General features: G+C 69.1%; 17 protein-coding genes. 8 read left to right on the forward strand and 9 right to left on the reverse strand.

Features of this window, described 5'->3' with window-relative positions:
* Positions 1-47: 47 nt before the first annotated feature.
* From CJZ98_RS03390 to CJZ98_RS03405, 4 genes are all read right to left on the reverse strand, one after another.
* Positions 48-1,013 carry a DUF1517 domain-containing protein gene (locus CJZ98_RS03390; RefSeq protein WP_094588363.1) on the reverse strand — a complete coding sequence of 322 codons (966 nt, stop codon included), beginning with the start codon at positions 1,011-1,013 and terminating at the stop codon, positions 48-50.
* A gap of 26 nt (positions 1,014-1,039) precedes the next feature.
* Positions 1,040-1,279 carry a sulfur carrier protein ThiS gene (thiS, locus tag CJZ98_RS03395; RefSeq protein WP_094588365.1) on the reverse strand — a complete coding sequence of 80 codons (240 nt, stop codon included), beginning with the start codon at positions 1,277-1,279 and terminating at the stop codon, positions 1,040-1,042.
* Positions 1,276-2,469 carry a thiamine phosphate synthase gene (locus CJZ98_RS03400; protein WP_094588367.1) on the reverse strand — a complete coding sequence of 398 codons (1,194 nt, stop codon included), beginning with the start codon at positions 2,467-2,469 and terminating at the stop codon, positions 1,276-1,278. The genes thiS and CJZ98_RS03400 overlap by 4 nt, the downstream gene beginning before the upstream one ends.
* A gap of 182 nt (positions 2,470-2,651) precedes the next feature.
* Positions 2,652-3,677 carry a bifunctional riboflavin kinase/FAD synthetase gene (locus tag CJZ98_RS03405; RefSeq protein ID WP_094588369.1) on the reverse strand — a complete coding sequence of 342 codons (1,026 nt, stop codon included), beginning with the start codon at positions 3,675-3,677 and terminating at the stop codon, positions 2,652-2,654.
* Between the two features lie 245 nt (positions 3,678-3,922).
* On the opposite strand from CJZ98_RS03405, the gene CJZ98_RS03410 reads away from it, so the two are divergent.
* Positions 3,923-4,504: a DUF3611 family protein gene (locus CJZ98_RS03410; RefSeq protein WP_094588371.1), complete on the forward strand. Its 582-nt coding sequence runs from the start codon at positions 3,923-3,925 to the stop codon at positions 4,502-4,504.
* Between the two features lie 12 nt (positions 4,505-4,516).
* Here the strand turns inward: CJZ98_RS03410 and surE are convergent, their stop codons facing one another.
* Positions 4,517-5,305, reverse strand: a complete 789-nt coding sequence (gene surE / locus CJZ98_RS03415; RefSeq protein WP_094588373.1) for a 5'/3'-nucleotidase SurE — start codon at positions 5,303-5,305, stop codon at positions 4,517-4,519.
* Positions 5,306-5,486: 181 nt separating this feature from the next.
* On the opposite strand from surE, the gene pheS reads away from it, so the two are divergent.
* The 4 genes from pheS (at position 5,487) to CJZ98_RS03435 (ending at position 8,685) form a co-directional block, all read left to right on the forward strand.
* Positions 5,487-6,494 (forward strand): phenylalanine--tRNA ligase subunit alpha, encoded by a 1,008-nt coding sequence (gene pheS, locus CJZ98_RS03420; protein ID WP_094588375.1) that lies wholly within the window; start codon positions 5,487-5,489, stop codon positions 6,492-6,494.
* Positions 6,495-6,557: 63 nt separating this feature from the next.
* Positions 6,558-7,475, forward strand: coding sequence for an NAD(+) kinase (locus CJZ98_RS03425; RefSeq protein WP_094588377.1), 918 nt, complete (start codon positions 6,558-6,560; stop codon positions 7,473-7,475).
* On the forward strand, positions 7,472-8,173 hold the full coding sequence (locus CJZ98_RS03430; RefSeq protein WP_094588379.1) for a winged helix-turn-helix domain-containing protein: 702 nt from the start codon (positions 7,472-7,474) through the stop codon (positions 8,171-8,173). The genes CJZ98_RS03425 and CJZ98_RS03430 overlap by 4 nt, the downstream gene beginning before the upstream one ends.
* A gap of 17 nt (positions 8,174-8,190) precedes the next feature.
* Complete coding sequence (locus CJZ98_RS03435; protein WP_094588620.1) at positions 8,191-8,685, forward strand: DUF192 domain-containing protein; 495 nt, start codon at positions 8,191-8,193, stop codon at positions 8,683-8,685.
* A gap of 162 nt (positions 8,686-8,847) precedes the next feature.
* Here the strand turns inward: CJZ98_RS03435 and CJZ98_RS03440 are convergent, their stop codons facing one another.
* Entirely contained in the window at positions 8,848-10,056 is a 1,209-nt protein-coding gene (locus CJZ98_RS03440) for an MFS transporter (protein WP_157910847.1), read from the reverse strand.
* A gap of 235 nt (positions 10,057-10,291) precedes the next feature.
* On the opposite strand from CJZ98_RS03440, the gene CJZ98_RS03445 reads away from it, so the two are divergent.
* Complete coding sequence (locus CJZ98_RS03445) at positions 10,292-11,440, forward strand: cupin domain-containing protein (protein WP_094588383.1); 1,149 nt, start codon at positions 10,292-10,294, stop codon at positions 11,438-11,440.
* Between the two features lie 506 nt (positions 11,441-11,946).
* Positions 11,947-13,599, forward strand: coding sequence for a c-type cytochrome (locus CJZ98_RS03450; protein ID WP_232756161.1), 1,653 nt, complete (start codon positions 11,947-11,949; stop codon positions 13,597-13,599).
* On the opposite strand, the gene CJZ98_RS18140 is transcribed toward CJZ98_RS03450, so the two are convergent.
* The 3 genes from CJZ98_RS18140 to cbiE form a co-directional block, all read right to left on the reverse strand.
* Positions 13,593-14,633, reverse strand: coding sequence for a hypothetical protein (locus CJZ98_RS18140; RefSeq protein ID WP_157910848.1), 1,041 nt, complete (start codon positions 14,631-14,633; stop codon positions 13,593-13,595). The genes CJZ98_RS03450 and CJZ98_RS18140 overlap by 7 nt on opposite strands.
* A gap of 74 nt (positions 14,634-14,707) precedes the next feature.
* Positions 14,708-15,157 carry a hypothetical protein gene (locus CJZ98_RS03465; RefSeq protein ID WP_198537457.1) on the reverse strand — a complete coding sequence of 150 codons (450 nt, stop codon included), beginning with the start codon at positions 15,155-15,157 and terminating at the stop codon, positions 14,708-14,710.
* A gap of 427 nt (positions 15,158-15,584) precedes the next feature.
* Positions 15,585-16,922, reverse strand: coding sequence for a precorrin-6y C5,15-methyltransferase (decarboxylating) subunit CbiE (gene cbiE / locus CJZ98_RS03470; RefSeq protein ID WP_232756162.1), 1,338 nt, complete (start codon positions 16,920-16,922; stop codon positions 15,585-15,587).
* 29 nt (positions 16,923-16,951) lie between these two features.
* Here cbiE and CJZ98_RS03475 point away from each other — a divergent pair, with 29 nt between their 5' ends.
* On the forward strand, positions 16,952-17,203 hold the full coding sequence (locus CJZ98_RS03475) for a hypothetical protein (protein ID WP_094588393.1): 252 nt from the start codon (positions 16,952-16,954) through the stop codon (positions 17,201-17,203).
* Positions 17,204-17,208: the final 5 nt, after the last annotated feature.

Here is a 17,208-nt window from a genome sequence, read left to right on the forward strand (position 1 = left end):
AGTGCGTGCTGCCAGGCCGATCAGCACGCTGGAAGCCCGGCAGCTGCTCAGAGGTGCTTCAGATCCGGATAGGCCGTGATCAGCTCCTCGGTGCTGAGCACCTCACCGGCGCCATCGGGCTGCCAGATCACCTCCAGGGCCAGCAGGTCGTCGGAGGGAACCGAACCCACCAGCCGCAGGGCCTCGCGCAGCTCTTCAGAGCCGCTCACGGGCTTGAGGGGCAGGCGGCGGCGGCTGGCGACCAGCAGGGTCACGGCGAGGAAGTCGCTGGTGGCATCGGCGGCGCCCACCGCAGCGGCCGAAGCTGCTGAGCGGCGGCCGCCCACGTTGGTGGTGAGTTCGCTGCGCAGCTTGCTGCGCTCCGTCATCGAGAGGCGGTTGAAGGTGGATTCAGCCGCCACGAAGGGCACCTCACCCACCTCGGCATTGGCGTACACCCAGAGGTCGGGGTGGCGCAGCAGGGCCAGGGTGGTGTCCTGCAGCACACGCTGCAGGCCCGTGCTGCTGGACGTGTCGGCGCTGGTGGCCAGGCTGCGCAGGTCGTCCTGAAGCTCCCGGGCCGAAGCCAGCAGACCCACCTGAAGCTGGGTGATCGACACGGGTCCGTCGGGCCGGCTGGGGCGGATCTGGCCACCGCCCTCACCGGCCGCCAGGGAGCCGCCACCGCCGCGCAGGGCGTTGACCACCACCCCCACCACGGCCATCAGGATCAGGAAGCCGAACAGGCCGCCGCCGCCGAAGCCGAAGAAGGGCACGATGAAGGGGAAGCCGATGCCGCCGCCGTAGCCGCGCTGGACGCCGCCGCCGTAGCCACCCCGATAGCCGCCGCCCCCGTAGCTGCGCGGCACCGAGGGTGCGGAGCGGAAGCTGCCGCCGCCGATGCGACCTCCGCTGGCCGCCCAGCTGGGCTCGGGCACCGCCAGCAGTACCGCCAGAAAGGCCGGCACGAGGAGCAGGCTGCAGACACGGCGGAGCCGCAGGGTGAGCAGCAGGGGCGGACGGTTGGGGGACAAGGCCGTGACCCGGGGATCGCTGGAATCTAGGAACCGCCTCCCACGATGGTGACCACCTCGAGGTTGTCGGCTTCCCGAACCGGCTGCGCGAGCCAGCGGGAGCGGGGCAGGATCTCGCCGTTGAACTCCACCACCACCAGCTGGGGCCGGTAGCCGACGTGCTCCAGGAGCTCCTGCAGGTTCAGCCCAGCCGGACAGCGGCGCTCCTCGCCGTTGAGCCGCACCGTGATGGTGGCCGCGGCGTCGGGGGCGTCGGGGCTGCTCATCGGCTGGCCTCCGTGCTGGTGGCCGGGTTGGGCACCGCCCCGCAGCCCAGCAACGCCACCAGCTCGGCAGCCGCAGCCCGGGGATCGGCGGCGCCGGTGATGGCCCGCACGACTGCCACCCGGCTGGCCCCCGCAGTCTGGACGGCCGGCAGGTTCGCGGCCTCGATGCCGCCGATCGCGAAGAAGGGAATCGGGCTCTCAGCGGCGGCCTGGCGCACGTAGTCGAGCCCCACCGGCTCCCGGCCCGGCTTGGTGGGGGTGGCATTCACCGGTCCCACACCCACGTAGTCGCAGCCATCGGCCACGGCCTGGCGCAGCTGGGTGACGGCATGGGTGCTGCGGCCGATCAGGCGCTCGGGCCCCAGCAGCTGGCGGGCGATGGCGGGGGGCAGGTCCCCCTGGCCCAGATGCACCCCATCGGCATCCACCGCCAGGGCCAGGTCGATGCGGTCGTTCACCAGGAACAGGGCGCCATGGCGGGCGCAGAGCTGGCGCAGGGCTCGGGCTTCCAGCAGGCGCTGCTGGTCGGTGAGGGGCTGGCCGTCGCTGCCGGTGCCTCCCTCCTTGGCCCGGTACTGCACCAGCCGCACGCCGCCCTCCAGGGCCCGCCCCACCGTGGCCTCCAGGCCGGGCCCCGGGCTGGTGACCAGATAGAGCCGGCAGCGCTGCAGCAGCGCCTGACGCCATCCGGGGCCGGCGGCGGCCCGCAGCAGCTCCACCTCCAGGTCGTAGAGCGCATACCGGATCGCAGCGGCCTCGGCGGCCAACCCAGGGTCGGGGTCGCGGCCGAATTCTTCCAGGACCCGCAGGGCCTCCTGCACCCGCCCGCAGTTGGCGGCCACCACGGCGGCGGCGGCCGTGCGCTCCGCCTGGGCGGGATGGCTCAGGCCAGCGCCCACATCCGTGGCGGTGTGGCGGGCCAGCTTGTAGGCCTTGCGGTGGCAACGCCCCAGTCGCTGGCGCATGTCCTTGGTGCGCGCCACCAGATCAGCCCGGTCGAGCCCAAAGCGGCACCAGTCCTCGATCACCCGCAGGCCCTCCCGGGCCCGATCGAGGTTGGCGTCGAGCAGGCGCTCCACGGCGCGGCGCTCCAGGGCCGGAGGCTCTGGAGCTTGCTGTGCTGCGGGCGTCGGCGGGGCCGACGCCTGGGGATCCGGGCCGGCGGCACTGGCGGAGGACGGGGTGGGCATCGTCACGGGCGGGGGGATCGGGGAACGGCAGGGGGCGACAGCGTGCCTAGGGTGGCGCCAACCAACGACAGGCCTGAAGCGATGGACCAGGGCGGATCCGACAGCCCGATGCTGGTGCTGATCTCCGGGATTCTGCTGCTGGGCGGCATCGCCGCCTTCATCGGCTGGGGTCTGACCAACGCCTACCCGGCTGGCTGAATGTCCCCTGCGGTGCCAGCTGCGGAGGCGACCATGGGCAAACTTCCGGCCTCCGGAGACCTTGCCGCCAGCAGTTCGCCGGCCCGCTGGGCATCGGCGGCGATCTGGGCACAGAGGGCCTCCAGGCTCCCAAACTTCTGCTGGCGGCGCAGCAGCGCCACCGGCTGCACGCTCAGCTCACTGCCCTCCAGCTCGAGCTGCTGCCCCAGCAGGTGCACCTCCAGGGCGGAGGGGGCGGTGGGATCCACGGTGGGCTGGGGGCCCAGGTTCATCACCGCCGCCAGCGGTTCGCCGCCGTTGACGCGGGCCCAGGCGGCGTAGACCCCCTCCAGGGGGAGAAGCTTGCGGCCATCCACCTGGAGGTTGGCGGTCGGCCAGCCCAGTTCGCGGCCCAGGCCCCGGCCCCGCACCACACGGCCGCCGAAGCGGTACGGACGCTGCAGCAGGGCCTCGGCCGCCGCCAGATCCCCGGCCGCCAGGGCCCGGCGGATCCGGCTGCTGCTCAGCCGTCCCTCGCCGTCGCGCAGGGTCGGCAGCACCTGCACCTCAAGGCCGTGGCGCGCCCCGAGCTCCTGCAGCAGGGCCGTGTCGCCGCTGCGGCCGGCGCCGAAGCGGAAGTTCTCCCCCACCGCCACCAGGCCGGCCTGGAGCTGGCCCACGAGCACCTCGGTCACGAAGGCCTCCGGGCTTAGGGCAGCCAGCTGGGGGGTGAACGGCACCAGCACCAACTGGCGGATGCCCAGGGGCTCCAGCAGCTCCAGTTTCTCGGAGGGCATGTCGAGCCGCAGGCGGGTGTCGCCGAACAGCACCTCGCGGGGATGGGGCCAGAAGCTGACCACCGTGGGCACCAGCTCGCCCCCTGGCTCCATACCGTGGCCCCGCTGCCCTGGGCCATCGCTCCCAGCCACAGCCGCGATGACCCGGCGGTGCCCCGCGTGCAGGCCATCGAAGCTGCCGAGGGCCACGGCGGTGGGCCGCTGGGCCTCCTCGGGCGCGCGCAGCGGAATCAAAGCGCCCCCGGGGTCAGGGGAAGCCAGCGGCCGGGGCTCGGACTTCCGGAAACGATGCCGCCGGCCCGGTCATCCCCGCGCCATCCCTGGACCTGGGCCTGGACCTGGGCCTTGGCCTGCTGCCGTGGGGAGAGTGCCGTCCTGATCACCGTGCGTCGCAACCGTCGCCCTCGCCGGGGCGATCCTCCCATGGCAAGTTTGGGGCCCGCCCCGCCGCGCCCCGGCGCCTCTCTCCTCTTTTCCCGATGGCCGACCGCCTGGACCTGCAGCTGATCTCCGCCGCCCTGCGCCGCATGGGCTGGATCCGCTTCTGGACCCAGGTGGTGCTGGCGGTGGTGGTGGTGGGGGTGCTGGTGTTCAACAACATCGGTGGGCGCCTGGCGGCCAATTCCTCCCGCGCCCTTGGCCTGGGGCCCGGGATCTCGCTCACCACCCTGTCGTTTCTGGTGCTGCTCTGGTGCCTGTGGCAGAGCTGGCTGATCGTGCGCTGCGGCCGGGCCCTGAACAGCCCGGTGCGGCCCAGCAAGGGGGAGACGGCCCGGCTGATCAAGCGGGGGCTGCTGGCCGACCTGGGCGGCCTGGTGCTGGCCGTGCTCGGCTACCAGTCGCTGGCGGGCAGCCTGTTCGTACAGGCCTCCCAGCAGGTGCCGGGGTTCTTCGGGGCCCAGATCCAGATGCCGGCCGGAACCCAGGGCCGTGTGGTGGGCCTGCCGATCACGTCGATCGAGATGTTCTCGGTGCTGGGCAACACCCAGGTGCTGTTCGCCCACCTGATCGGTCTGGTGATCAGCCTGTGGCTGCTGCAGCGCATGTATCGGCCCCGCTGACGCGGCGACCAGTCAGCCCAGGTCGGGCAGCTGCTTCAGGCCCCCGCGCCAGAACAGCTCCGGCTGCAGGGGCGTAACCGCCGCTCCGCCTGCATGCACCTGAGCGACGTCCGTGGGCCACTCAAGCGGACCGGCTCCGGCGGATTCCAGATCGGTCACCACCTCGCCGGCCAGCCAGTAGTAAGTACGGCCGCGGGGGTCGCTGCGGCGATCGAACTGATCCACGTAGCGGCGCAGGCCGGGGCGGCACCAACGGGGCGGACCGATCTCTCCTGCCGGCAGGGCCGGCACGTTGAGGTTCAGCAGCAGCCCCTCGGGCCAGCCGGCGGCCAGGCTGCGCTCGGCCAGGTCGAGGGCGATCACGGCCGCGGGGGCGAAGTCACGCCACTGGAAGCAGCCGCTGCTCACCGCCAGGGAAGGCAGCCCCTCCAGGGTGCCCTCCATCGCCGCCGACACCGTGCCGGAATAGAACACATCGCTGCCCAGGTTGGGGCCGTGATTGATGCCCGAGAGCACCAGGTCCGGCGGGGCCTCCAGCAGCGAGAACAGGGCGAGCTTGACGCAGTCGCTGGGGGTGCCGCTGCAGGCCCAGGCCGTCACCCCCTCGGCGAACAGGGCGTCGGCCCGCTCGGCCCGCAGCGGGGTCTGCAGGGTGAGGCCATGGCCGGTGGCGGAGCGCTCCTGGTCCGGGCAGACCACCGTCACGGCATGGCCGCGGCGGGCGGCCTCGGCCGCCAGGGCCTGGATGCCGGCCGCGAACACCCCGTCGTCGTTGCTGATCAGGATGCGCAGGGGAACCATCGGCGCCAGGCGAGGTGCACTGGCCGCAAGCTAGGGGGAGCCCCCGTGGGCAGCGCGTGTCGTCCGTGCCATGGGCGAGTGGCGCCGCCAGCGGGTCGGCGCGCCAGCGGGGCAGGGGCAGCCAGCAGGACAGGGCAGCCAGGCGCCGCTGCCTAGAGTCGGCGGTCGCCGTGTTCCCGCCGTGAGCGCCACCGTCAGCCTGCAGCAGCTCACTGACCAGCTCGATCAGCTGGAAGCGCAGGCCGCCGCCGCCATCGCCGCTGCCGCCAGCGCCGCTGATCTGGAGGAGCTGCGGGTCGGCCTGCTGGGCAAGAAGGGCAAGCTCTCGGGGGTGCTCGGCGCCATGGGCAAGCTGCCCGGCGAGGAGCGGCCGCTGGTGGGCCAACGGGCCAACGTGCTCAAGGAGCAGGTGCAAGGACTGCTGGCGGAGCGTCTGGCGTGGGTGAAGTCGGCGGCGCTGGCGGAGCGGATCGCCGCGGAATCCCTCGATGTGACCATGCCGGCCAGCACGATCCCGGCCGGCCATCGCCACCCCCTGATCAGCACGATCGAGGAGATCGTGGACATCTTCGCGGGCCTGGGTTACCGGGTGGAGGAGGGCCCCGAGATCGAGACCGACCACTACAACTTCACCGCCCTGAACATCCCGCCCCACCACCCGGCGAGGGACATGCAGGACACCTTCTATCTCTCGGAGCACGAGCTGTTGCGCACCCACACCTCGCCGGTGCAGATCCGCCATCTGGAGAACAACCCCCCACCGGTGCGGATCGTGGCCCCGGGCAGGGTGTATCGCCGCGACGCGGTGGATGCCACCCACTCGCCGGTGTTCCACCAGGTGGAGGTGCTGGCCATCGATGAAGGACTGGATTTCAGCCACCTGCGCGGCACCGTGACGGCCTTCCTGCAGCAGTTCTTCGGGGATCTGCCGGTGCGCTTCCGTGCCAGCTACTTCCCTTTCACCGAGCCCAGCGCCGAGGTGGACGTGCAGTGGCGCGGCCGCTGGCTGGAGGTGATGGGCTGCGGCATGGTCGATCCGGCGGTGCTGGAGGGCCTCGGCATCGACCCCACCCGCTACAGCGGCTTTGCCGCCGGGCTGGGGGTGGAGCGCTTCTGCATGGTGCGCCACGGCATCGACGACATCCGCCGCCTGTTCACCAGCGATCTGCGCTTCCTCGAACAGTTCTGAAGCCTGGCCCGCCAGGCCGTACGGGGCCCCTCATAAACTCCTTCAGCCCCCCGCCCGCGATCGGTGCCCTGCGTTGGACTGATCGTGAATGATGGCAAGGACCTGGCCCTCAGAACAGCCGACGCCATCGAAGACCGCTTCGTTCAGGCCGGCTACGAGGTGATGCGGGTGAGCAGCGCCGGCGGCATGGTGGGCTTCGCCAACCCCGACCAGCACCTGCGCACCCTGGGGCACACCGCCTGCGTGCCGGCGAGTTTCCGGCGCGGCATGGAGCTGGCGCTGGTGCTCGGCGGCGACGGCACCGTGCTCTCGGCCGCCCGCCAGACGGCGCCGATTGACGTGCCGATCCTCACGATCAACACAGGCCACCTGGGCTTCCTGGCCGAGACCTACCTGCCCAAGCTCGACGCGGCCCTCGAGCAGGTGATCGCAGGCGAATGGACGGTGGAGGAGCGCACCATGCTGGTGGTGAGCGTGCTGCGAGGCGAGCAGCGGCGCTGGGAGGTGCTCTGCCTCAACGAGATGGCGCTGCACCGCGAGCCGCTCACCTCGATGTGCCACTTCGAAATCGCCATCGGCCGCCACGCCCCCGTGGACATCGCCGCCGACGGCGTGATCCTCTCGACCCCCACCGGCTCCACCGCCTACGCCCTCAGCGCCGGCGGCCCGGTGATCACGCCCGACTGCCCGGTGCTGCAGCTCACGCCGATCGCGCCCCACTCCCTGGCCTCGCGGGCCCTGGTCTTCAGCGACCGGGAGCCGGTAACCGTGTTTCCCGCCACGCCCGAGCGGCTGATGATGGTGGTGGATGGCAGCGCCGGCTGTTACATCTGGCCCGAAGACCGGGTGCTGATCCGCCGCAGCGAGCACCCCGTTCGCTTCGTGCGCCTGGCGGACCACGAGTTCTTCCAGGTGCTGCGCAACAAGCTGGGCTGGGGCTTACCGCACGTGGCCAAACCGGGCAACGGAGGCGCGGCATGAGCGGCGCCACAGGGAGCCCCCTGCTGCTGCTGGGTGCGGCGTCCATTGCCCAGGCCCCCCGGCTTGAGGCCAGCGGCTACCCAGTGCAGCTGGGCGATCCCCTGGATCCCGCCAGCTGGACAGCCGCTGGAACCCCCGATCTGGTGGTACTGGCGGCTGATGCCGTCGCCGCCATCCCTGGCCTGCACCAGGCCCTGCCCGGCGCCGTGCTGCTGCTCGACATCGGCAGCGACAGCGTGGCGGCCCGGGCCCGCTGCCTCTGTGCCGGCGCCCACGACTTCTGGCTCTCCAGCAACGGGGCCAGTGATCTGCTGCAGCGGCTGCGGCTGCACGCCAAGGCGGCCGCCAAGGCCGCGCCGCCGCCCAACCGGCTCACCCTGGCGGACCTGAGCCTGGTGCCCAGCCGCCACGAGGTGCGGCGCGGCCAGCGCAGCCTGGCGCTCACGGCCCGGGAGTACGCCCTGCTTCTCTACCTGATGCAGCACAGCGGGGCCGTGCTGAGCCGCGAGCAGATCCTGCGGGAGGTGTGGCACGACCAGCAGGGGGCCGCCAGCAACGTGATCGAGGTGTATGTGCGCTACCTGCGCCAGAAGCTGGAGGAGGGGGGCGAAAGGCGGCTGATCCACACCGTGCGCGGGCAGGGTTACTGCCTCAGCGACGGGCCGCCGCCCATCCACCCTCCCGGAGGTGCCCGGTGATCGCACCGCTGTTCGCCATGGCTGTGCCCCCGTCAGCCGGGCCACCCCAATATCTGCCCGTCACGGCCGAGTGGTGTTTGGAGGCACCGGCGGCCGCCACAGCCGGTGCCTCAGCGAATCCCCATGGCTGCATCCAGTTGGAGGTGCCGGCCACACCGCGCCAGTACACCTGGGGGCTGATGGGCCGGCCGCCGCTGGCGCCGTACACCGGGATGTGGTTCCGTTTCCAACCCGCTGAACCGGTGAAGTTCTGGATGCACCGCACCCCTTCCCCGCTCGACATGCTCTTCATCCGCGACGGCAAGGTGATCGCGATCGAAGCCGGCGCCGCACCCTGCCCGCGGCTCCCATGCCGCAGCTATGGACCGGCTGAGCCCAGTGATGGCGTGGTGGAACTGGCGGCGGGGGAGGCGGCGAGGCTGGGGATTCGGGTGGGGAGCCCGGCGCCGATCCGTCCGATACAGCTGAAACGGCCGCCCGCGCGCACGGCGCCCATGCAGCCGGCGCCCTAGCGGGTTTGTCCTCGACCAGCAGGACGACGTCGGTGTCGCGGCTGCGCCGCTCCTGAAGGAGCGCTGCTGGCCCGGGCTGAGCTCCACGACCCACGCTGATCGCCCGCTGGGGGGCCGATCAGGCATTGGCATGACCTTGGCCTCCAGGGGGCGGGCTGGACTTCAACGCCCCCCTGCGCCGGCCAACTCCTGGAGGCGTCTCCCGTAGACCCCCACCAGCAGCGCCAGAACCAGGGCGATGGCCAGCAGGGCCGTCGCCAGTGGCAGGAGCCGGGCGGCCGGCAGCATGGCCCCCAGGGCCACGAACAGACCGGATCCCTCCTGCTGCAGGAAGCCAGTGAGCGCCGAGGCGGCTCCAGCCCGTTCGGGGAACGCCTGCATCGGCATCGCCAGGCCAATGGGGATCATCAGGCCACCACCCACCACCACGGGGAGCATCGGCAGCAGGACGGAGGCCACGCTGAACCATCCCGCCAGGGCAGCGAGGAGCATCAGCACAGGGCCCACGAGCGCGCAGACGGCCCCCAGAGCCAGCAGCCTGAGCTGGCCGAGCCGCACCACCCCGCGGTTCACGACGATCGCGCCCACGAGATAGGCGCCGGTGAGGCTCAGGGAGAGGTTGCCGAAGGCGGTGCGGCTGAGCCCCAGCCCACTCTCCAGATCGAACGGGCTCACCGCGTCGTAGAGGGCGATCATGCCGGTGGCGAGCGCACAGATGGCCGCCGGGAGCAGGAAACGCGGATCGACCAGCAGCCGGACGTAGTCGGCGACGATCCGTGCCGGGCGTGGTTTCTTAGGCCGCTGTCCAGCCTCGGCCGGACGGGTCTCCGGCAGGGCGATGGCCAGGAAGGCGGCCGTCGCCGCCGCCACCGCCGCCAGCAGGAGGAAGTCCGCTCGCCAGGGGGCGATCTGCGCGATCTGTCCCCCCACGAAGGGGGCAAAGCCGAGGGCGCCCGCGAAGCAGACGCTCACCCATGACATCGCCTGGGCGAGGCGCCGGTCGCTGAACACGTCGCGGAGGGTCGCCCGCGAGACCGAGGTGCCACAGCCGGCCCCCACCCCCTGCAGCAGGCGCAGGGCCTGGAAGGATGCGAACCCGGTCACGACGCAGAGCGCGAGGCTGGCGACGGCGAAGAGGAGCATGCCCACCAGCGCCACGGGACGCCGACCACAGCGGTCAGCGAGGGCTCCCCAGAGCAGCTGGGAGAGGCCATACCCCAGGGCATAGCTGGCGATCGTGGCCTGGGCGCCCGCGCCGCCGATCCGGAAATCGGCGGCCAGGTCAGGAAGGGAGGGCAGGTCGATGAACATCCCGCTCTGCCCCAGAACCGCGCCGAGGCAGGCGAAAAGGATCACTGTCCAGCTGCCCATGGCCATGCCCTGATGCGCCCCATCCTGCCGGCTTCGGATCGGAGTGACGATGAGTCTCAGAAATGGCAGGAGTAATGAGAGGCAAAGCGCGGCGATAGGAAGCCGTGCCTGATGTCGAATCCTTTCACAAGGAGTCTCTCCCCAGTCCATCGCTAGGGTTCAAAGGTGCCTTCGGCGTTTCAGTGCGTTGTCGTTGATACGAATCAAGCTTCCGACGTCAGTTCGGCGCCTCTGGTTGCTGGTCCTGGCCCCGATCCTTGCCCTGGCGGTTATCGCTCTCGCCGCCTGGGCCCCCCCGGCTCTGGCGCAGAGTTCAGCATGGCGGTCTCTCTCCAGCGTGGTCTGGGGTGCGGGCCTGCCGGCCTTCAGCTATCCCTTCCACAAGAAGCCCCTCATTCTGTATGACGGAGGCACAACCAAGCAGGTGGGAACGTACAACTTCCCAGTGAGCAAGGGAATGGCCGGCGTCTACATGACGCTTGAGCCCGGGGCCATTCGCGAGCTTCACTGGCATGCCAATGCCGCTGAATGGGCCTACGTCATTGAGGGGAGAACCCGGATCACCCTCACCAGTCCGGAAGGGAAGGTTGAAATCTCCGACGTGGATGCCGGCGGACTGTGGTATTTCCCGCGGGGCTGGGGCCATAGCATCGAAGGCCTTGGCCCTGGCAACGCCAAGTTTCTGCTGGTCTTCAACGACGGCACCTTCTCAGAAGGCGCGACCTTCAGCATCACCGACTGGATCTCACACACGCCAGTGTCCTGGGTGGCTCAGAATCTCGGCATCAGCCCCGAGCAGGTGAATCGCTTCCCCAAGAAGGAGGTCTACATCTCGCGGCGCCCCCCCGCCCCCGGCCCCCTGGCCACCACCAAACCACGTGGCCTGGGGATTCAGCCACTCTCCATCTCCCACGTCTATGCGCTGGGCAGTCAGAAGCCGATCGCAGCCAAGGCCGGCAGCACCATCCGGCTGGCCACAGCGCGGGAGTTTCCAGCCAGCTTCAACATGGCCGGTGGCCTGATACACCTGGAACCGGGGGCCATGCGCCAGCTCCACTGGCACCCCAATGCTGATGAGTGGCAATACGTGCTCAACGGTGAGATGGAGCTCAGTGTGTTCGCCTCAGAGGGCAAGGCGAGCATGAGCAAATTGGTGGCGGGAGATGTGGGGTATGTACCCAAGGGCTATGGCCATGCCTTGCGCAACGATTCCTCCAAGCCTGTCGACATCCTCGTGGTCTTCAACGACGGCGATTACCAGAGCATCGATCTGGATGGCTGGATCGCCACAAACCCAGACAGCGTGCTCGGCAACACCTTCCAGGTGCCTGCCGGGATCGTTGAGGCACTGCCGCGCCGCAGCAGCATCTTCTCGGTCCGTTGAGACAGCCCCAAGGGCCTGACCATCACCCCCGTGCCACTGCCGCCCCGCCCTGACCGAGCCAGGCAGCCCTGGCCTTTCCGCCCATCCGGGTGGCGAAGGCTGATCGTTCTCAGCTGCCTGGTGCTACCGCTGCTGTGGGGGCCATCGCCCTGGCCGGCCAGTCCCGGGGCGAGCGCCGATTGGAGGCCCCTGAGCTACCCGCCGTCTGCGGCGCTCGCTTGCAAGCGCCACGCCTCAGTTGGGAGCTCCCCCAGGATGTGGAAGGTGGTCTGCGCCAGCCGAATCGCAATGTCGCCCAGCGGGCCACCGATCTCTTCGCCTGGCAGCAGTTCATTGCCCTGAACTGGCCAGCTGCCCCCGCAGCCAGAGGTGAGCCCGACCATGGCCGCTCCCTGGAAGCCAAGGGCCCACGGGTATGGGAAACCTGGATGGAGGCCTCGGAGGTCTACCGGGCCGATGGTTCAGCGCCCCCCCCCTGGAGGGATCCGGCCCGAGCCGGAGACGTCGTGACCAGGGCTGCAGCGCGGAGCGGCCCTGTGAAGCAGCTGTTCCGCCTCAGCAAGGTTCACCATCCGCTGGATGACGCGTTCCAGCCCACGAAGGCCAGCGGTGCCTTCCCGGGCACGCTCACCGACCAACGCGGGCGTCTGGTGCACTACGAGATCCGGATGAACCGGACCCTCTACGACTATGTGGTGACGCACGGACTGTTCCAGGCCGACCGCCAGGCGGCCCTGGAGCACATCTCCGCGCCGGAGGGATCGATCCTGATCAAGGCCGCCTGGCGTGAACTCGAGCCGGGTGAGCAGTCGCGCTTCTACACCAGGACAGCCGATATCTGGGACCCCGACGACCCGGCAGGGTCCACACCGCGGCGACGCCTGGTGGGCCTCGTCGGCCTGCACGCGATGCAGAAGACCGCAAGCGCACCGCAGTGGATCTGGACCACCTACGAACAGATCGACAATGTGGAGGGTGCGGACCCGTCCTTTCGCAATCCCCACTGCAGCGACTGTCTGACCAATCGGCAGGGCCCCCCGGGGTTTCCGAATCAGGTCACCCGGCTCACACCGATCCCCTCCAGGGAACCCGACTGTGCCCGCGCCGACGAGTCCAATGACAACCTCCAGGAGCTGAATCGACAGATCCAGGCGTCGCTGCCGGCCTCGGTGTGGCGGAACTACGAACTGGTCGGGGCCCAGTGGCCCCTGCCTCCGGCTGCGGCGCTGTCCGAAACCTCGGCCCGGCAGCCCACAACGGTCTTCTCCGTGCGTCCGGGCCTACTGGCCAACACCACGATGGAGACCTACATCCAGACCAGCTCTTCCTGCATGGGCTGCCACGCCATGGCACGCAGCAGCAAGAGAGAACGGTATGTGTCCTCAGACTTCAGCTTCACCTTCTCCGAGGCCTACCCTCGCCGTCCCGACCCAAGGGTCGTGCCGCCGCCTGCGGCCCCACGCACCAGGTGGGACAGGCAGAACTGGGACAGCATCCTGCGCGGCTACACGCTCAGCACGGCGACCTATGAGGAGCTGCCGGCGCAGGTGCCCACGGCTCGGCTGCACTGCGCCAGTTGCCATCTCGATGCCGGTGGCAACACCCAGGCCTCCCCCTGGCTGGGCATGACCCGAAAATACAACTATCCCCAGACTCAGGATCTACAGCGACGTATCAACCTGTGCTTTTCCCACAGCCTCAATGGGCACCCCTTGCCACTGGAGGCAGGCGAGCCCACGATGCAGGCCTTCATCGTCTACATGCAATGGCTCGATGAGCAGGCGAAAGCTCGGGGCCTCCAAACTCCTGCCACGGCCTTCCCGCCGATTGCACTCCTCAGCGGCAATGCAGCACGGGGGCAGGAGATCTTCCGGCAGAAATGCGCCTTCTGCCACAACGTCCAGGGCCAGGGACGCTACGACGATGGTCGCTACTACCGCCCGGCACTCTGGGGCCCCCACTCCTTCAACCGACAGGCTGGACTGGCGGAGTCGGCCAAGATGGCTCCCTTCCTGCGGGCGAACATGCCCCGTGGCTTCGGTGGAAATCTCACCGATCAGGAGGCCTGGGACCTGGCGTCCTTCATCGATGGCCAGGAGCGCCCGGCCGGTCCAGTGACAACTGGGGAAGGGCGCCGTTCCGGAGGAGTGACTCAGTAGCTGCTCGGCCAGAGATCAGGTTGATCGATCATGGGTCGCCGCAGTGGCAGGACATGAAACTGGCGGCGAATCTCCCGCAGCGGTTGCGCAGCGATGGCCAGATGATCCAGCTGGCTGAAGTCCCCCGAACAGGCGGATCCCCGCACGAGAGCCTCTGCGAGGAGCTCCGGCGAGCCCGGAAGATCGAGGGCCCCGCAGCGGCCATCAACTCCATGATACGGCTCTCCACCACCACCATAGGGGATGAATTGCAGGTTAGTTCCGTGCTTAAAGAGACCCACTTCATGGATGAGGAAATTCGTGAGCGAGGCCATCCAGTTGGCATCGCTGTTATTGAGTGCCAGCTTGAATGCACCCAGAGCGATCTCACCGGGGCCCGTGGGCTCATAACCCGTAATCACGTGATTCATATCATGGCAAACGTAGTAACCGGGATTCGGAGTGCTTCGACTCGGCACAGTCATGCCATTGCGTTCGTAGAGCTGAATGAAGGCCCAGCCCAAGCTGCCTTCTGGCATCTCAGCCAATCGCTCAACAGCCTCAAAAAATGAATCATCGTAATTTTGCCTGCCCTCTCCAGGCTGATGACGATAGTTCTCTGAGAGCTCCGGCATGTAATTTTCATAGAGGCGAACGAATCGATTCGTTGCCTCAACCGCGGAGAGATGGGCAAAATCACGGACGATCTTGAGCTGCGGCGGATCGACTTGGAGGGCCTCCGCATAGGCTTCCAGATTCTTCAGCTGCGCTTCGCTCTTGGGATGTCGACAGAGATCCAGAATGATGGCGACCTGAAGGAACAAGCGGCGCCAACAGGGATCAACGAGCTCCTCTGCCAGCCGATCGGGACCAAGAGGAGACAGCACCGCCAGCGCCGTCGACTCCTGCCCCAGGAGGTGGGTGGCCAAGGCCGTGAAGACACGCCGCTGCTCAGCGGTGGCCCCGCCATCAACCTCCATCAATCCGCTCAGACCCCGGGAGAGAGCCTGGGCCGCCATCGGCGCAACAGGGAAGGGAATGGATGCGAGGGTCACATGCACAGCTCGATCTGAGAACCATTCTATAGATCTGAACCGAAAGCGACACTGACGCGACGAATCAATGAAGGCTAGGGCTGGATCTGCACGTAGTCCTCGCCGACCAGCTGCAGGATTCGCAGATTCGCAGATGTCACGATCGCCACACCAGGCAGGAAATCACCATTCACCCAGCCATTGGCCCGGGCAGTAACGGCACATTCCTCAAATTTAACCCCTTGCTGCTGAAGATTGAGAATGATGTTCTTGTATGGATTGCCCCGGCTGGTGCGCCGCACCTGATTGTAGCGGACATCATCGAGAAGAAGGTAGCCAAGCTCTCCATGGGCAATGGCAATAACACGTGATCTCGTGCCAGCCGCACGAAAATCTCGCATGATCTGATCCAGGAAGTTAAGGCCGGTTGGATTGTCGCCTTCAAAGGCTGCATGATCGAGATTCATGACGACGCGAGCCTCGCGCAGGATCACCGGACGGGTGACGGTGAGGACACCCGAGGCCATGACCGGGGAAACGGCCAAGGCCAAGCCCGCCAGACAAGCCACTGGGAGCATGTGACTGACTTTTCCGATCTTCATGCCTTTCGCCCAAGCACAATCTTGATAATCATAAGCCAATAGCCATAAAGGGAAGCACGATGCGATACATTCACGGTCACTAGCGACGCGAGAATTAACCAGGCAGACTCACCGAGCAGGCCAGGGAAAAGTTAATCCCCCCGTTGCACCTCGTCAGACAGAATCAATACAGTTCAATGAGCTGGCCAGTCACTGATTTAAGCCACTATCCACTGGCTGTTCATTGATATCACCTAAGCAGATCACTTACGCGCCAACCGCAGCATCGGCTCACCTGACAAATAGGCGAGGCCCCAGCAGGCCAACCGCAGCGGGCCCCGCTCCTCCGGAGCCCGCAGAACCAGGCCGATCCGCCCCACTGCCGGCCGCTTCAGGCCCGACTCCCCTTCAACACCAACACCGGGTTGAGCGGCGCCAGGCGTGTTCCGTCGGCCAGCGGCGCCCCGCGCCAGGCCTGGTGCTGACTCACCACCACCCGGCAGCCAGCCAGCTCCAACTGCGGCCGCAGCTCCGCCAACGCCTCCACCGTGGCTAGGGGGATCACCACCACCCCGCCGGGCAGCAGCCGCTCCAGCACCGCCGCCAGCACCACCGCACGCGCGCGGCCGCCGCCGCCGATCAGCACCCGATCGGGGTCCGGCAGGGCAGCGAGGGCCTCGGGAGCCCGGCCCTCCAAGATCCCCGCCGGCCGCACCCCCAGCCGCTCGGCATTGGTGGCGATGAGCGGCGCCGATCCACCCCGTTGCTCCAGGAACCAGCCCGCCAGGCCCGGCCGCAGCCGCAGGGCCTCCAGCCCCACCGAGCCCACGCCAGCGCCGATATCCCAGAGCACGCCGCGCTCGGGTAGCTCCAGATCCGCCAGCAGCTGAATGCGCACCTCCCGCTTGGTCATCAGACCGGGGCGGTCGTCGTGCTGGAGGAACAGGCCGTCGTCGAGGCCGAACAGGGGCAGGGCGGCGGGATCGACGAGGGGCGCGGCTGGCTCGGCAATCAGCAGCACCAGGTGCAGGGGATCGCAATCGGCCGGCAGGGGGTCGCCGGGGTCAAGCCGCTGCACCCGCTCCTCGGGGTGCCCCAGCCGCTCGCACAGCCAAACGGCATAGGCCATCTCCAGGCCCGAGGCCGCCAGGATCCGGCGCACCTCCTCAGCACCGCCGCGGCTGGGGTCGGTGAGCACCGCCAGGGCGGGGGGGCGCTTCTGCAGGGCTGCCGCCAGGGGCTCGGGGTCGCGGCCGTGCAGGCTGATCCAGCTGGCGTCCTGCCAGGGGCGACCGAGGCGGGCGAAGGCGAGCTGCAGGGAGCTCGGGGCCGGGTGGAAGCGCAGCCGTTCCGGGCCGAAGCGCTGCAGCAGCAGCCGGCCGATGCCGAACCAGAGCGGATCGCCGCTCGCCAGCAGCACCGCCGGCCGACCGTCGGCGAGGGCCACCTCCAGGGCCGGCCAGGCCGCCTCCGGGCGATCGGTGGGTACCAGCTCGGGGCAGGTCGCCTGGGGAGGCAGCAGCCCCGCGGCGGCCTGCGCGGCCCACCAGGGCTGCAGCTCGCCGAGCAGCCGCCGCGGACCCGCCACCAGGGCCGCCGAGCGGATCAGCGCCTGCGCCGCCAGCGGAAGTGCAGCGAGGCCACCGGCATCGTTGCCGACCACCTCCAGCACGCCGGGCCTGCCCGCCATCGCCTCGCTGCCCAGGGCCTTCCCCGCCACTGGCGCCATGATGCTCAGCCGCCCGCTCCCCTGCCCCGATGAGCGATCGCCGCCAGCGCATCCACGAGCTGGTGCTGGCCCTGCTGGCCCAGCAGAAGGAGCTGGAGCTGCTCGCCGGCGACAGCAACGGCCTGGGCGGCGGGGATGCCGGCAACTGGATCGAGCGCAACCGCCGCGTGGTGCAGCGCTACCAGGCCCTGGTGCGCTCCGCCGTCACCCTCGACGCCCTGGTGGACCAGGAGCTGGGTGGCGGCTTCCAGGGCCCGAGCGCTGAGCCTGAGTCGGGCTGACCCAC

It is taken from the genome of Vulcanococcus limneticus LL (assembly GCF_002252705.1).
GTDB classification, from domain to species: domain Bacteria; phylum Cyanobacteriota; class Cyanobacteriia; order PCC-6307; family Cyanobiaceae; genus Vulcanococcus; species Vulcanococcus limneticus.

Coding starts and splice junctions, on each gene's coding strand:
- thiS (WP_094588365.1), bottom strand. CDS start 1,279: ATGAGCAGCCCCGACGCCCCCGACGCCGCGGCCACCATCACGGTGCGG.
- CJZ98_RS03400 (WP_094588367.1), bottom strand. CDS start 2,469: ATGCCCACCCCGTCCTCCGCCAGTGCCGCCGGCCCGGATCCCCAGGCG.
- CJZ98_RS03410 (WP_094588371.1), top strand. CDS start 3,923: ATGGCCGACCGCCTGGACCTGCAGCTGATCTCCGCCGCCCTGCGCCGC.
- surE (WP_094588373.1), bottom strand. CDS start 5,305: ATGGTTCCCCTGCGCATCCTGATCAGCAACGACGACGGGGTGTTCGCG.
- CJZ98_RS03430 (WP_094588379.1), top strand. CDS start 7,472: ATGAGCGGCGCCACAGGGAGCCCCCTGCTGCTGCTGGGTGCGGCGTCC.
- CJZ98_RS03435 (WP_094588620.1), top strand. CDS start 8,191: ATGGCTGTGCCCCCGTCAGCCGGGCCACCCCAATATCTGCCCGTCACG.
- CJZ98_RS03440 (WP_157910847.1), bottom strand. CDS start 10,056: ATGGGCAGCTGGACAGTGATCCTTTTCGCCTGCCTCGGCGCGGTTCTG.
- cbiE (WP_232756162.1), bottom strand. CDS start 16,922: ATGGCGCCAGTGGCGGGGAAGGCCCTGGGCAGCGAGGCGATGGCGGGC.
- CJZ98_RS03475 (WP_094588393.1), top strand. CDS start 16,952: ATGAGCGATCGCCGCCAGCGCATCCACGAGCTGGTGCTGGCCCTGCTG.